Annotated in this window: 16 protein-coding genes and 1 other annotated feature (1 of these 17 only partly in view); of the genes, 3 read left to right on the top strand and 13 right to left on the bottom strand. The window is 26.5% G+C overall.

All coding sequences use genetic code 11. The features are described from left to right. Positions 1–33: 33 nt before the first annotated feature. On the top strand, positions 34–744 hold the full coding sequence (locus I1959_RS03280) for a response regulator transcription factor (protein ID WP_195237084.1): 711 nt from the start codon (positions 34–36) through the stop codon (positions 742–744). Further along, positions 716–2,302 (top strand): HAMP domain-containing sensor histidine kinase, encoded by a 1,587-nt coding sequence (locus I1959_RS03275; protein WP_240275925.1) that lies wholly within the window; start codon positions 716–718, stop codon positions 2,300–2,302. The genes I1959_RS03280 and I1959_RS03275 overlap by 29 nt, the downstream gene beginning before the upstream one ends. Positions 2,303–2,354: 52 nt before the next feature. On the opposite strand, the gene I1959_RS03270 is transcribed toward I1959_RS03275, so the two are convergent. Together I1959_RS03270 and I1959_RS03265 are read right to left on the bottom strand one after the other, a co-directional pair. Then, positions 2,355–3,623, bottom strand: coding sequence for a dihydroorotase (locus tag I1959_RS03270; protein ID WP_195237083.1), 1,269 nt, complete (start codon positions 3,621–3,623; stop codon positions 2,355–2,357). Positions 3,624–3,836: 213 nt separating this feature from the next. Beyond that, positions 3,837–4,982, bottom strand: coding sequence for a DUF362 domain-containing protein (locus tag I1959_RS03265; RefSeq protein ID WP_166505260.1), 1,146 nt, complete (start codon positions 4,980–4,982; stop codon positions 3,837–3,839). A 216-nt stretch (positions 4,983–5,198) separates the two neighbouring features. Here I1959_RS03265 and I1959_RS03260 point away from each other — a divergent pair, with 216 nt between their 5' ends. Continuing rightward, positions 5,199–5,936 carry a TIGR00266 family protein gene (locus tag I1959_RS03260; RefSeq protein WP_092926256.1) on the top strand — a complete coding sequence of 246 codons (738 nt, stop codon included), beginning with the start codon at positions 5,199–5,201 and terminating at the stop codon, positions 5,934–5,936. Positions 5,937–6,036: 100 nt separating this feature from the next. Here the strand turns inward: I1959_RS03260 and I1959_RS03255 are convergent, their stop codons facing one another. The 11 genes from I1959_RS03255 to tyrS form a co-directional block, all read right to left on the bottom strand. Continuing rightward, positions 6,037–6,342, bottom strand: a complete 306-nt coding sequence (locus tag I1959_RS03255) for a hypothetical protein (RefSeq protein WP_195237082.1) — start codon at positions 6,340–6,342, stop codon at positions 6,037–6,039. Positions 6,343–6,512: 170 nt separating this feature from the next. Next, the gene (locus I1959_RS03250) at positions 6,513–7,145 is read right to left on the bottom strand and encodes a DUF975 family protein (protein WP_207733513.1); all 633 of its coding nucleotides are present in this window, start codon (positions 7,143–7,145) and stop codon (positions 6,513–6,515) included. Between the two features lie 111 nt (positions 7,146–7,256). Further along, entirely contained in the window at positions 7,257–8,219 is a 963-nt protein-coding gene (asrC, locus tag I1959_RS03245; protein ID WP_166505258.1) for a sulfite reductase subunit C, read from the bottom strand. An 11-nt stretch (positions 8,220–8,230) separates the two neighbouring features. After that, on the bottom strand, positions 8,231–9,022 hold the full coding sequence (asrB, locus tag I1959_RS03240; protein ID WP_166505257.1) for an anaerobic sulfite reductase subunit AsrB: 792 nt from the start codon (positions 9,020–9,022) through the stop codon (positions 8,231–8,233). Between the two features lies 1 nt (position 9,023). Then, positions 9,024–10,031 (bottom strand): anaerobic sulfite reductase subunit AsrA, encoded by a 1,008-nt coding sequence (asrA, locus tag I1959_RS03235; protein WP_166505256.1) that lies wholly within the window; start codon positions 10,029–10,031, stop codon positions 9,024–9,026. A 118-nt stretch (positions 10,032–10,149) separates the two neighbouring features. Next, entirely contained in the window at positions 10,150–10,830 is a 681-nt protein-coding gene (locus tag I1959_RS03230) for a Crp/Fnr family transcriptional regulator (protein ID WP_166505255.1), read from the bottom strand. A 121-nt stretch (positions 10,831–10,951) separates the two neighbouring features. Further along, complete coding sequence (locus I1959_RS03225; protein ID WP_092926268.1) at positions 10,952–11,503, bottom strand: NADH peroxidase; 552 nt, start codon at positions 11,501–11,503, stop codon at positions 10,952–10,954. 278 nt (positions 11,504–11,781) lie between these two features. Then, positions 11,782–12,708, bottom strand: coding sequence for a DMT family transporter (locus I1959_RS03220; protein ID WP_092926270.1), 927 nt, complete (start codon positions 12,706–12,708; stop codon positions 11,782–11,784). Positions 12,709–12,885: 177 nt separating this feature from the next. Next, a complete protein-coding gene (locus tag I1959_RS03215) occupies positions 12,886–13,233 on the bottom strand; it encodes a DUF4870 domain-containing protein (RefSeq protein ID WP_195237081.1) in 348 nt (115 codons plus the stop codon). A 195-nt stretch (positions 13,234–13,428) separates the two neighbouring features. Then, positions 13,429–13,959 (bottom strand): hypothetical protein, encoded by a 531-nt coding sequence (locus tag I1959_RS03210; protein WP_166505253.1) that lies wholly within the window; start codon positions 13,957–13,959, stop codon positions 13,429–13,431. 208 nt (positions 13,960–14,167) lie between these two features. Continuing rightward, a complete protein-coding gene (gene tyrS / locus I1959_RS03205) occupies positions 14,168–15,373 on the bottom strand; it encodes a tyrosine--tRNA ligase (protein ID WP_195237080.1) in 1,206 nt (401 codons plus the stop codon). 111 nt (positions 15,374–15,484) lie between these two features. Next, positions 15,485–15,730: a binding site (T-box leader), on the bottom strand; it runs 4 nt beyond the window's last position.

Below are 15,730 nucleotides of genomic sequence, written 5' to 3'. Positions count from 1 at the left end.
TGTATGATATAATTGTTTTAAGGGAGTGATAAAATGAATGAAAATATATTAATAGTTGATGATGATAAAGAAATAGTTGATGCGATAGAATTTTATTTAAAACCTGAGGGTTTTAATGTATTAAAAGCTTATGATGGAATTGATGCTATTGAAACTTTAATAGATAATAATGTAGATTTAGTTATTATGGATGTGATGATGCCAAATCTTGATGGTCTTAAAGCGACTTTAAAAATAAGAGAAAATAATAATATTCCTATAATACTTTTATCTTCTAAAAATCAAGATATTGATAAAATTTTAGGTCTCAATATGGGGGCTGATGATTATATTACAAAGCCATTTAATCCACTAGAGCTCATTGCTCGTGTTAAATCTCAATTAAGAAGATTTATTAACTTAAATAGTAACTCTAGTAATAAGAATATTAACGATTCTAACGTATTAAAAAGTGGTGGTCTTAGTTTAAATAAAGATACTAAAGTAGTTAGTTTAGATGGAGAAGTTATTAAAGTAACTCCTATTGAGTACAAGATACTTGAATTTTTACTTTTAAATAAGGGAATCGTATTTTCATCTACAGAAATATATGAAAATGCTTGGGATGATATAGCTTATAACTGTGAAAAAACCGTTGCTGTTCATGTTAGAAGGATAAGAGAAAAAATAGAGATAAATCCTAAAGAACCAAAATATTTAAAGGTGGTGTGGGGAATTGGATATAAAATTGAAGACATTAAATAAATCTATTAATATAGAAGACTCAAAATTAAAGGTAGCTTCTTTACTAATTTTATTTTTATCTATGTCTATATGTTTTGAATCACTATTTAATTTAGCATTTAGCTTTCATAACATATATGAATATTCTCCAATAGCAAGATATATATTCTTTGGAAATGTAATACATTTAGATAATCGGAGTATTTTAAGTATTGAAGTGATAGTTACTATAGTTTCTTTAGCTATATCTATAGGTTGTATTGTAGTTTATAACATAACTAAAAAATCTAATATAAAAATATTTGACTCTTTTATAAATCTAACTTCAAATGTTTCTATTGAAGTATTTTTATTTATAATAGGTTTTATATTCTTTATAAGATTTCATACTTGGTCATCTGCACCAGATTTTTTTGATAATTCACTTATAGTATGTGATTTTTTAATCCTTACAACTACTTATATAGCTTATAAAAGTTTTAAATTATCATCTAATAATTTATTATCTAGATTAATAGTACTTTCTATGATTAAGGATTTTTTAGATAAACAAAATAAAAAAACGATAAACAATAAAATAGCTAGTATATTAGTAATATCTATAATAATACAGTTTATAATTATGTTTATATTTTTATCAGTTATAAGCTATTTTTCTATTTTTGCAATGATTTATGCTATGCTATTTTCCCTATTTAGTATTATACCTTACTCTTATATATACAAATTATTAACTAAAAAAACAAAATATATTGAATATATATCTAAAAATATAAAAACTATAGAAAATGGTGACTTAAGCCATAAATTAAAGGTAATTGGTAATGATGAAATATCATCTATTGCAAGCAGTATAAATAATATAAGCTTAGGACTTGAAAAGTCTCTTAATGAGCAACTAAAAAGTGAAAAAATGAAAACAGAGCTTATAACTAATGTAAGTCATGACTTAAAAACACCACTTACTTCTATAGTTAGCTATATAGATATACTTAAAAATAACGAATTAGATTCTAAAACTACTAAAGATTATATAAATATCCTAGATAAAAAAGCTACTAGACTTAAAGATTTAGTTGAGGACATATTTGAAGCATCTAAAATAAGTAGTGGTGATATAGAAATTAATCTAAAAAAAACTGATATAAAGGAACTTCTAATTCAAAGTATCGTTGAATTAGAAGATAAAATAGAGTCTTCTAAGCTAGATTTTATAATAGATACGCCTGATTATCCTGTATTTACTAATATAGATGGTAAAAGAATGTTTAGGGTTTTTGAAAATCTTATAACTAATATTACTAAATATTCTTTAGCTAATACTCGTGTATATATAGATATTAATGTTAAAGATGACTATATATTTATTACTATGAAAAATATATCTAATCATAGATTAAATATTTCTTCCGATGAACTATTAGAGCGATTTGTCCGTGGTGATGTTTCTAGAAATACTTCTGGAAGTGGATTAGGATTATCTATTTGTAGCAATTTAGTGGATCTTCAAGGTGGTAGTCTTAAGCTTGATATAGATGGAGATTTATTTAAAGTTATATTAAAATTTAAGATTTACTAAATTTATTAATAAAATTATAAAGGGCTATATTTTAATATAGCCCTTTATAATTTTATTTTTTATCTTCAAATACGACTTTACCGCCACATATAGTATATTTTACTTTACCAAATAATTTATGTCCTTTAAATGGAGTATTTTCACATTTTGATACAAATTTATCTACTAAGAATTCTTCATTTTCATCAAATATAACTATATCAGCAACTTTCCCTTCTTCTATGCTCCCACTTTCTAGATTGTATAATCTAGCTGGATTTATAGTCATTTTCTCTATTAACTTCATCATATCTAAATGATTGTTTTTAACTAAGCTAGTTATACCAAGAGAAAGTGCAGTTTCAAGACCTATTATACCACTTGGTGCTTTCGTAAATTCTACATTTTTCTCTTCATATGTATGAGGTGCATGATCTGTTGCTATTATTTCAATTGTATCGTCCTTTAAACCTTCAATTATTGCCATCTTATCTTCTAATGTTCTAAGTGGTGGATTCATTTTAGCATTAGTACCATAAGTTAATACATCATCTTCAGTTAGTGTAAAATGATGTGGTGTTGCTTCTGCGTATACATTAGCACCTAACTTTTTTATAAATCTTACCATTTCTACTGAATTTTTAGAACTTATATGTTGTATATTAACTTTTGCCCCACTTTTTAAAGCTAACATACAATCACGACTAACCATAACATCTTCAGCAACATTTGGCGCACCCAATATTCCCATTTGTTTAGATATTTTACCATCATTTATACCAGCACAAGTTATAAGCGATGGGTCTTCTTCATGAAAACTAAGAGGAACGTTTCGTTCCTTCGCCATGTTCATAGCCTTAAGTATAATATCACTATCCATTATAGGTAGTCCATCATCAGTAAAGCCTACAGCACCAGCTTTAATCATTTTATCCATATCAACTATTTCTTTACCTTTAAATCCTTTAGTTATTGCACTTGCTTGTAATACATTTATTGATGATAGTTTAGCTTTTTCATTTATATAATCTAAAGTTTCTTCATTATCAACTATAGGATTAGTATTTGCCATACATACAACTGTTGTAAATCCTCCCTTAGCTGCTGAAGCTGAACCTGTTAATATATCTTCTTTATGAGTAAATCCTGGATCTCTAAAATGAACGTGTACATCTATAAGCCCAGGTGATACTATACATCCTTTAGCATCTATTATTCTATCAACATCATTTTCATCTATATTCCCTATTTTTTCTATTTTATTATCTTTTATAAGTATATCTACTACTTCATCTCTTTTTGTTTTTGGGTCTATTAGTCTTCCATTTCTTATAAGTATCATATTTATCTCCCCTTTAGCTGATTAATGTATAACTAAATTTACTATATTATACATTAAGTTGTGTATATTTTAAATAGTTTTACGAATTTTATGCTAAAATTATTTTTTATAGTTCACATTTAAATATATTTTTTCTAAAAAAACTCATATATTATAGTAGAAAATTTTAAATTAGATATTAAATAATAATTATTATACGAATATTTATATAATCTACTTTATTAATTTAAATATTATACTTCTCTTTATATCTATAGCTTTTTTAGGACATAATTCATGGCAACAAAAACATCTTATACATTTATTTAGGTCTATTTCTATTTTATTATTTAAAGTAATAACCTTGGCCGGACATACTTCTATACATTTTTTACATTTTATACAATCTTTATGTGATACAAAAGGCTTTGGAGTTATCATCCTTGTAAGTGGCTCGTGTATAAATTTAGGCATAGTTGATGATAACAGCCTAAAATCTTTACTAGTTTTAGGTATCTTAAAATCTTTTATTATAAATCTTTCTATGTTATCACCCACTATAGATATATCACTTAAGTCTTTTTTTATATATTCTCTTTTTATACTCCCTCTTATAGTAGGTACTTTATTTATATCTAGATTTATAACTTTACATGCTACTATATCTATCATATAAGGACTAGGCGATGCTAATGTTATGCCAATTTTTCTTGGTGTTCCAGCTGAAGGCCCTTCTCCTTCCATGCCTACAATTCCATCCATAATAGTCAAACTTGGGTTTACATAAGAACATATATCTAATAATACATCTTCACAAAATCTTTCTTCATTTGGAAATCTATAATGTATTTCTGCTTTTTGAAGTCCTGCTATAGAGCCATATAAATTTTTAACTCCACCTGTAAATGTTGCCATTCCATGAGTTTTTAATTTACATATATTTATTATATGATCTACTTTAGTTATTGGAGTTATAATATTCATGTATTTTAAAGCTTTAGCATTTTTATTTTCTACCTTAATTTCACTTATATCATAATTTAGTTCTACACCTAGTTCATCCGCTATATCTTTCATACCAGTTGACTTATATATACTTTTTAATGAAGGTACTGTATACGGACCACCTGGGCTATCTCCTATTATTATTTTACAATTTAACTTAAGTAACATTTCACACACAACTTTAACTACCATTGGATGAGTAGTTGTTGCTTCTTTAGGACTTTTTTTCATTAGCAAATTTGGCTTTATTAGTACTTTGCTATTTGGTTTTATATACTTTTCTAACCCACCTAAATCTTCTAAATTTTTACTTATTGCATGTTTTACACTTTCATATCCATAATCATTACATTCCCTAATTGATACATTCCCCATTTGTTTCCCCCTTGATAAAATTGTTATCCTATATCTTTACATAATTATATCACAATGAAAAAATCTTTCTTGAAATTCTCATATTTATGCCTATTTTTAGCTATTATTTTTATATAATGTATAAAAAGTTTTCTATAAAATAACTATATCTTTTAAATTTTTATAATACTTTATATATAATTAGATTATAATTAAATACATAAGGAGGGATATTTTATGAATTCTCATGAAATAGATTATAAACTACATGGACATGACATGCAATTTGTTGAAATTGAGTTAGATAAAGGTGAAAGTGTAGTAGCTGAAGCTGGTTCTATGATGATGATGGATGAACACATTTCTATGGAAACTATATTTGGAGATGGCAGTAAAAAAGGTGGTTCTAAGCTATTTGGTGCTGCTAAAAGAGTTTTAACTGGTGAAAGTCTTTTTATGACGTCATTTACTAATACTTCTAACAATAGAAAAAAAGTATCTTTTGCATCACCATATCCTGGTAAAATAATACCAATTGACTTATCTGAAATGAACGGTAAGCTAATATGTCAAAAAGATTCATTTTTATGCGCTGCTAAGGGAGTAAGTATTGGAATAGATTTTAGAAAAAAACTTGGTGTTGGATTTTTTGGAGGTGAGGGATTTATCCTTCAAAAATTAGAAGGAGATGGTCTTTGCTTTATTCATGCTGGCGGTACTATTATAAAAAAAGAATTAATGCCTGGTGAAAAATTAAAAGTTGATACTGGATGCTTAGTAGCTATGACAAAAGATATAAAATATGATATAGAATTTATAGGTGGTATAAAAAATAGCTTATTTGGCGGTGAAGGGTTATTTTTTGCAACTCTTACAGGTCCTGGATATGTTTGGATTCAAAGCTTACCATTTAGTAGACTTGCTTCTAGAGTATTTGCATCTGCTCCTCAAGTTAGTAGTGACCAAAAAGGTTAAAAAATTATATTTATATATATTGTAAATTTATTTTAAGAATAAGTAATAGGAGCAAATTTCTACTTGGAGATAGCTCCTATTTTAAGTTAAAGATTAATTTTTAAAAAGGAAATTGTAATAATGATAGGGCAAGTAAAAGATTAAGTGGGAATCTTCTACGTCTAAAACGTCTAAATCTTCTAGGTCTTCCAAATTGTCTGCCACGTCTTAGTTGATTATTATCTTCATCTACAATTACATCTTCCCCAACTAATACAGTAACACCATCTTTATCTACACTCTCAATAATTCCATCAAATACTTGTCCATCTTCCATCATTAATACAACGTGGTAATTTAAAAATCTTTTACATTTATCTCTTAAACTTTGTAAATCTTTATTTTCGTCAATTCTTTTTAAATTCATTTTACTAATCCCCCTTTCTAATTATATAGTATTTATTTTTAGGATAAATGGTGATAGTTTTTATTAATATATATTAGATTAATATAATAATATTTTTAATAAAAAAATGTATACTTGCCAGTTCTGACAAGTATACATTTTTTTATTTATATATAAATATTGTATTATTTTTACAAGATATCTTCGTTAGAAATAGATTTTAAATTTAAATAAAAATTCCCTAATGTAGTATAATAATATGGTGTATACCATAAGAACCCTATTCCTAAAGTAAATACACATAATATAGCCCAACCTAGAAAACTTAGTTCTAATATAAACAATTCCCACTTAAAGCCTTTCATCATATTTGCACTTTTCTTTAAACAATCCATTATTGATAACTCTGGATTTTCTGCTAATATATAATATGATTGTGAGAACATTAACATCACTATAATACCTGGTATTACAAATAAAAATGTTCCTATTACTGAAGCTATAGTTATTATTAAATTTATTACAAAAGATTTTATAAAAACATTAAATCCAGAGAATAAATCTGTAAATTTAGCTTTTTCATTATCTATTGCTAAATTTAATATAAATCTACTAAATCCTAATTGTATTGGACCTGCAAATATTAATCCTATTATGTTCAAAGTAATAACTATATTTTCATTTAACCAAGATGTAGCTGTCCCTGATTCAACACCTGTTCCTTCTACTATTATAGTATATATTAAACATGTTAATATTGCTAATCCCCAATGACCCTTTAATTGCATTTTAGCACTATTTTTTAATTCAGCTCTTGAAATCATATGCCTTCCCCTCCAATTATATTGTTAGTTTATTATATTCTAACAAATATTGGATATATTTTATACTATATTAACAATATTGTAATGACTTTGTTTTGTCATTATATTTATTTAATATTTTATTCCACTCCAGTATACATTATCCTTTATAATAGTAATATCATCAAATTCTACACCCTCAAGTGCCCATTTTTTAAACTCCATAAATCCTGTTCTGTCAACAATATATCCAATATGTTCTTTTGGTAAACTTTTATCTATATATTTTTCTACATACTTATAAGTATTTAGTATTATCTTAATTATATTTTCTTCATCTGCCCATATTAAAAAATCTTCTGCTAACCTTGGATTCTTCTTACCGCTTCTTCCCATTATAGCTAATCTATAATATTTCTTAGGATCTCTACTCCATGCATTTGTAGGACAATTAAGTACACATTCTCCACATCCTATACATTTACTGTGGTCTCTTATTACCCTATAGTTTTCTGCATGTAATGCACCTGTTGATAACTGCTTACACTTTTTAACACAAGCCCCACAAGATACACATCTATCTCTTTCGTAGTGCGGTAAAGTCATTCCTATTATTCCAAAATCATGAGTTCTTGCTTTTATACAGTCATTTGGACATCCTGTCAAAGCTATTTTTACATGTAAATCATTTGGAAATACTGCTTTTTCTATTTTCTTTGCAAACTCAGTTGTATTGTATTGCGCTTTTGGGCATACTTTATTTCCTATACATGATGCTATATTTCTAGTTCCTGCAGCAGAATATCCTTTATCCTTTTCTTCTTGATTTATTTCCATTTTTTCTATAATTGGTTGGACAAGCTTATTGACCTTTTCCATATCTTCCATTTTTATACCAAGTATTTCAAACCCTTGTCTAGTAGTCATATGTATTTGACCATTTCCATACTCATTTGCTATCTTTGATACTATCATTAAACTTTCAGAGTCAACACATCCTCCAGGAATTCTAACTCTTAATGCTGTTTCGTATCTATTTTTAGTTATTCTATAAGCATTTTTCATTGTCTTTTTAGTATTTAAATCTCTTATCATAACATTCCCTCCTAATCTATAAGATTTTTAGCATAAGAATAATCAAATACAGGCCCATCTATGCAAATATAAGTATCATCCATTTTACAATGACCACACTTACCTACTCCACAACACATTTTTCTTTCATAAGAAACCCATATATTATTTTCTGCCAAATCTCTTTTTAAAAATTCGCCTACTGTAAAATGCATCATCATAGGAGGACCTACTACTATTGCTGATGTATTATTTACATCTTTTATTTCTAAATCTGGTATATATTTTGTAACTAAACCAACATTACCTTTATAATCGTTTTCACCTTTATCCACAGTAACTATTACATCTAATTTTTCACCCCATCTTTTTAAATCATCTTTAAATAATATATCTTGTGGTGATCTAAATCCAGCTATTAATTTAAAGCTTTTGAATTTTTGAGGATTATTATAAAAATATTCTACAATTCCTCTAACTGGTGCAATTCCACTTCCTCCTGCAACTACTATTATTTCTCTATTTTCATATATACTTATATCAAAACCATTTCCATATGGTCCTCTTATGAAGAATTTATCTCCTATTTTATAATTAAATATTTCATTAGTTACTTTTCCTACACTTCTTATTGTAAAATCTATATAATTATCACCATATCCACTTACAGATATTGGACTTTCTCCATATTTAGGTATTGATATCTCATAAAATTTTCCTGGAAGTACATCTTTAGTACTACATTCTACTCTAAAAGTCCACTCTATATCTGTATGTTTAACTATATCTATTATCTTAGCTCCTACTGGAATATACGAATTCATATTACTTTCTCTCCTTACTTATTTCATTTACTTTTTCTATACATTTTGAAAATGATATATATTGAGGGCAAGCATCATCACATCTTCCACACCCTACACACATGTTGTAGCCAAATCTCTTATTGAAATCATATATTTTATGCATTGTTTTAAATCTCATTCTTTCACCCTTAGTTTTTCTAAATTCATGCCCTCCAGCCATACTTGTAAAGCCGTCAACTTGACATCCTGCCCATATTCTTCTTCTTTCACCTACTTTTTCATTTTCTTTGTAAAAAACATCTTGCATAGTAAAACAAGAACATGTTGGACATACAAAGTTGCATCTTCCACAAGCTATACATCTTGAGTTATACTCTTGCCACATTTCATGTTTAGATATTTCTTTAGAGTTTATTTTATCTATTTGTGGCACTTCTATATTAAATAAGTTTTCCTTTACAAAATCTATTTCAAATTCACATTTTTCTCCATTAAATATTTTTAAATCCTTATCTTTTATTTCTAGGAAAACTTCATTATCGTCTATTTTAATTCCCATAGAATAATTATCCGTTTTATTTGAATCCATACTTACACAGAAACAATTTCTAAAACTTTCTCTACATCCAACAAGAACAAATTTTACTTTCTCTCTTAATTTTTTGTAATAATAATCTTCATCAATTCCATTTTTTAAATATATCTCATCTAGTCTTTTCATTGCATTTATATCACATGCTCTTAAAAAGATTAATAGTTTTTTATCATCAATATCGCTTTCCTTAAATTCATTTTCTGTAAAATAAAATAATATTTGTGTTATAGGAAATACTATTTCCTTGGCAGAAAAGTTTGATTTTCTATTTAGTTCCATTTCATCTAAAGAACTTACTTCTTTATATCTTACAACGTCTGTATCTGAGAAAGTTCCCATATATTCTAATGATACTGGTGCTAATATTTTATATTCATTACTAAGTGTTTTCAATTTTTCATTAAAATTTTCTTTGCTTAATTTTATCTTCACAACAATCACCTTTTCCCTTTTTTATTGATAAAATTTTAACATTTATTATAATTATTTTCCGTGATTAATATCACGTTTTTATAAAAATAAAAAGAAATAGCAAAACTTTAATGTTTTACTATTTCTTAAAGTACTCTGATAATCCTTTTTCTTTAACAAATATTTTTTTATTTTCTAATTTAACTAATCCTTCATTTTGAAGTGTTTTCATTGCCCTTGATAAAGTTTCTCTTTTACATCCTAGCATATCTGATAAATAAGTTATGCTTATATTTACATCTATTAATGTCCATACTCCTTTATTTGTTCCAAATTCTTTGCTTATTCTATATAATTTAGCTGCTAACTTTTTATCCATTTTTATAGAAATTGAATTTTTTAGTTGTCTATATAATCTTCTATTTCTTCTTTCCATGTAATTTATTATATTTTTAGTTAAGTAAAAATCTTTCTCCATAACCTTTATAAAATCATCTATATTATATTTTAGTATAGTGGCGTTCTCAAAGACTTCACAAAATACTGATGATTCTCTTTTTTTATCTGTAGTTATTTCATTAATCATTTCGCCTTCATTTAATATAAATATTACTTTTCTATCGCCATTTTCATTTATTTTAAATATAGATACTTTTCCATCTATAACAAAGTATATATTATTTATTTTTTCTTTTTCCTCAAATAAAACTTCATTTTTTTCTAATTTTATTGTGTTGCTATATTTCTTAAGTTCTTCTTTTGTTTCATCTTTTAAATTTTTAAATATATTTATATTATCTATATAACTGCTTTTTATCATCTCTTCACCATATTCACTCTTATTATAGTTTTATTTATCTACTTAATTAGTATATCACATATTATTATAAAAATTAAAAAAGGCCATCTCATATGAGATGACCCCTTTATTTAAACTATAATTAGTTTTGCTTTCCAAAATGTCTTTCTAATAATCCTAAGAATGCTTTACCATGTCTAGCTTCATCTTTACACATTTCATGAACTGTATCATGTATAGCATCTAATCCTAATTCTTTAGCTCTCTTAGCTATTTTTAATTTTCCTTCAGTTGCTCCATATTCAGCTTCTACTCTTGCAGTTAAGTTAGCTTTAGTATCAGCTACAACAACTTCCCCTAATAATTCAGCAAATTTTGCAGCATGTTCTGCTTCTTCAAATGCTATTCTCTTGTAAGCTTCTGCAACTTCTGGGTATCCTTCTCTATCAGCTTGACGACTCATTGCTAAGTACATTCCAACTTCTGTACATTCTCCAGTAAAGTTAGCTCTTAAACCTTCTAATATTTCTTCGTCTACACCTTTAGCAACACCTATTCTGTGTTCGTCAGCCCAAACCATTTCACCCTTCATTTCTTCGAACTTATCAGCTCCAACTCCACATACTGGACATTTTTCTGGTGCAGTTTCTCCTTCATGTATGTATCCACATACTGTACAAACAAATTTTTTCATGATTATACTCCTCCAATTTATATATTAATTTAATTTAAATTCATTATTTAACTACTATACTATATACCCTAAAATACATTAACTAAATAATAAATTCTTATTATTTATAAATAAGATATTTAATATCTTATCGATCATATTTTATATATACCCGGTGTAGCATCCCCTAAACAATAAATTTAAATTTTTTACAAATATAAGTTTACCATCTATACAATCCTAATTACAACCTTATTTTTCCATTTTTATATTAAATTATTTATTTTATATAATATATATTAAGATTTACTTGTATCTTCGTTAGATTCTATACATGCTTCCTCTATGTATATGTCTTTTTTCTTTAAAAAAGATAGTTTAGTTTCAGCCATTATGATGGCTACAAATATTATAAAACTTCCTAAAATCATTCTTAATGTTACTAGTTCTTTTAATATAATTACAGAGAAAATTGTTCCAAATACTGCTTCTGTTGAAAGTATTATAGCAGCCTTATTTCCTTCAACGCTTTTTTGACATATAGTTTGCACCAAAAAACAAACAGTAGTACTAAATACTCCTAGATATAAAACTCCTAGATATCCATCTATTCCAGCATTTATACTTCCCTCTCCCATAAGTATTTGTGTAAATAATGAAAGTATAAATGCCACACTAAATTGTATAGCTGTAAGTACTATTGGATTATACCTTACAGCATATTTACTTGTAAAGAATATATGAAATGCAAATCCAAAAGCACATACTAAAGTTAAAAAGTCTCCAAAATTGATAGAAAAATCTGATTCAAGCGATAGTATACCTATTCCTATAACTGTTAATATACTACTTATTATACCCATTTTATCAAGTTTTTGTTTATACATTAAAAATCCTATAAACGGAACTATAATTACATTAGTAGCAGTTATAAATGCATTTTTTGATGGTGTTGTATAAACTAACCCTATAGTTTGAACAACAAAGGCTGTAAATAGAAAAAATCCTAATATACAACCATACTTTATTGCATCTTTGCTCACATTTTCTTTTATCTGTTTAAAAAAGATTAAATTTATCAAAAGCGCTCCTATAAAAAATCTAAGTGTTATTATTTGTAGTGGCGTAAGTCCCCCATCTAGCGCCAATTGTGTTCCTACAAATCCACTTCCCCAAATCATAGCAACTATTAGTAATCCTATTTGTGAAATATATGTTTTTTTCATCTTTTTCCCCCTTTTTTTTGATATAACTCACTATTAACATTAATATACTAGACATATTTTGTAAATACATTAACATTTCTTTTATTCATAATTTCCAAATAATTTTATTTTTATATATAATTTAATTAGTACATAAAAAAAGAACTACATAATATATTAAACGTAGTCCTTTTTATTTTATTTTATAATGTTAAGTGTAAACGGGAAATCATAATCTCTATATGATCCATATCTTATCATAGCTATTATGTTAAGTACTAGATAGGCTATTGATACTAGTGGTAATAATATCATTCCAACTAACAAAAATACTAATAATCCAGATACTATTTCATATATAAAAAATGATATGTGAAAATTCAAAAGTCTTCTACCATTTCTAGCTATAAAGTCTGAGTCTTTACTATAATCTTTCCATACAAAGTATGATATTATAAACCCTATAAAATTAAAAACTATAATTCCACCTGCCATTAAAAGCATTATAATATTTTCTCTAGATATTGATTTTTTATAATCATCCATAATTATATCCTTTCTTACATAGTTTATAAACTATATAAAATTTAAGTATTAAAAATTTCCCAGGAAAACATTTTTATAAAATTTCCCTTCTCATCATGAATACATGTGTATTTTTAGTCATATCCACTTCCAAAAATATTATATTCATATTAAAGATATATGAAATATGATTTTTGTATATATCAAAAATTTATTTTATATATCTAGCTTTAATTGTTTATATAGATCTTCTTCTTGATTTTTGTTAGATTCTTTTTGATTTTCATTTATTATATTCATTTTAGATAAAAACCTTTTAACATCTGTTAAGCTATCTACTGCTATTTCTTTATAATTTATCTCTAAAAAATATCCAGTTGCAGTTTTTTCTATCTTTACACTTGGTTTATCCATTATAATAGATATTACATTTCCATTTAAATACTCAACAGCAAATGTCTTTTCATTTTCAGCAAATAACTCAACTAAATTCTCTGATATCTTAAAACTTTTGCTTTTATCAACTTGACTTGTGCTAAACTTCATAAGTAAAGGTTTGATTGATTTTAGATCATTTAATATAACTTTAGAACCTTTTATATCTATTAAATATCCTTTTGTACTAGCACTTATCGTTATATTTTTATTGTCAACTACTACAGATGTTATTTTTCCTTTACTATAGTATATGATATAAGACCTATTCATATTAGATAATATTTTAGTTATTTTACTTGGTAAATACATATAGCTCCTCATCTCTTTTTCGTCTTTAATAGATAAAATATAACATTTATCATTATTTTTTACAACTGCTTTATTCTAATTAGTACTTGTTATATCATCTATTAATCTTTAGTATAATATATTTTATCATTTAGTATAATGTGAGGTATATTAGGATATTAATCCAAAAAGAGATATAAGTTAGTTTCTTATATCTCTTTTAATTATATTATTTTACAACTACTTTTATAAACTTCTTCTTACCTATTTGAACTACTAATTCACCCTCAGCTACTACTTCTTGTAAATCAGCTATTTTTTCACTATTTACTTTAACTCCACCTTGCTTAACTAATCTTCTTAATTCACTTTTACTTGGAGTTAACTTGTTATCAACTATTATTTGAGCTAAATCAAAATCATTAGCATCTGCTTCTACTGTTAATATATCAACAGGTATTTGTCCTTTTTGGAATACTGATTTAAATCTTTCTTCAGCGAAGTTTGCTTTTTCTTCTCCGTGGTATAATCTTACTATTTCTTTAGCAAGTGCCATTTTTATATCTCTTGGATTTTTTCTATCTTCTTTTAAATCTTTTTCTATTTCAGCTACTACATCAGGGTGAACATCAGTTACTAAGTTGTAGTATTTAACTATTAATGAATCTGGTATTTCCATAGCTTTTTGATACATTACACCAGCTTCTTCATCTACTCCTATGTAGTTTCCTAAACTCTTACTCATTTTATTAACGCCATCTAGTCCTTCTATTATAGGCATCATTATAACTACTTGAGAATCTTGACCAAATTCTTTTTGTAGTGCTCTACCCATAAGTAAGTTAAATCTTTGGTCAGTTCCACCTAATTCTATATCAGCTTTTATAGCAACTGAATCATATCCTTGCATTAATGGGTAGAAGAATTCGTGTACTGATATTGGAGTATGGCTTTCATATCTCTTTTTAAAGTCTTCTCTTTCTAACATTCTAGCAACAGTTATAGTTGCAGCTAATTTAACAACATCTTCAAAGTTTAACTTTCCTAGCCATTCACTGTTAAATCTTACTTCTGTCTTTTCTTTATCTAAAACTTTAAATATTTGCTCTTGGTAAGTTTTTGCATTTTCTAAAACTTGCTCTGTAGTTAATGCCTTTCTAGCTTGAGATTTTCCAGTTGGATCTCCTATCTTTCCTGTAAAGTCTCCTATTATTATTACTACCTTGTGTCCTAAGTCTTGTAATTGCTTCATTTTTCTAAGAACAACAGTATGCCCTAAGTGTATATCTGGTGCTGATGGGTCAAGACCTAACTTAACAACTAACTGTCTTCCCTCTTTGTGAGCATTAGTTAATTTTTCTCTTAAGTCCTTTTCATCTATTAAATCTTCTACACCTTTTAATATAATTTTTACTTGTTCATCTAAATTAAACATATTTACCCTCCTGTTATTTTATATTTATAAATTTGCTTAAGTCTTATTTTTTAGCAAATCGTTTTTTAAGGATATAAAACTTTTTTGTATTAAAAAAAGCCTTCATCCTTACAAAAGGACGAAAGCTTGTGCTTACGTGTTACCACCTTAATTTATTAATACCTCACAGTATTAACCTCATTAGGTACAAAATTATACCCTAGCATTATAACGTATGCTACTCCGTTTTTCCCTAGTGGTTGTTATCTTTCAGGAAAACTGCTCCAAGATGTATTCAAATTAACTTTTCTTGCTCCTCTCACCTACCGGAAACTCTCTGTTAGAATACATTAATCCTACTAATTCTTATCATAGCTT

It is taken from the genome of Romboutsia sp. 1001285H_161024_C4 (assembly GCF_015550185.1).
GTDB classification, from domain to species: domain Bacteria; phylum Bacillota; class Clostridia; order Peptostreptococcales; family Peptostreptococcaceae; genus Romboutsia_C; species Romboutsia_C hominis.
Note: the sequence above shows the minus strand (reverse complement) of the source record. Positions and strands in the feature narration are given on the sequence as shown.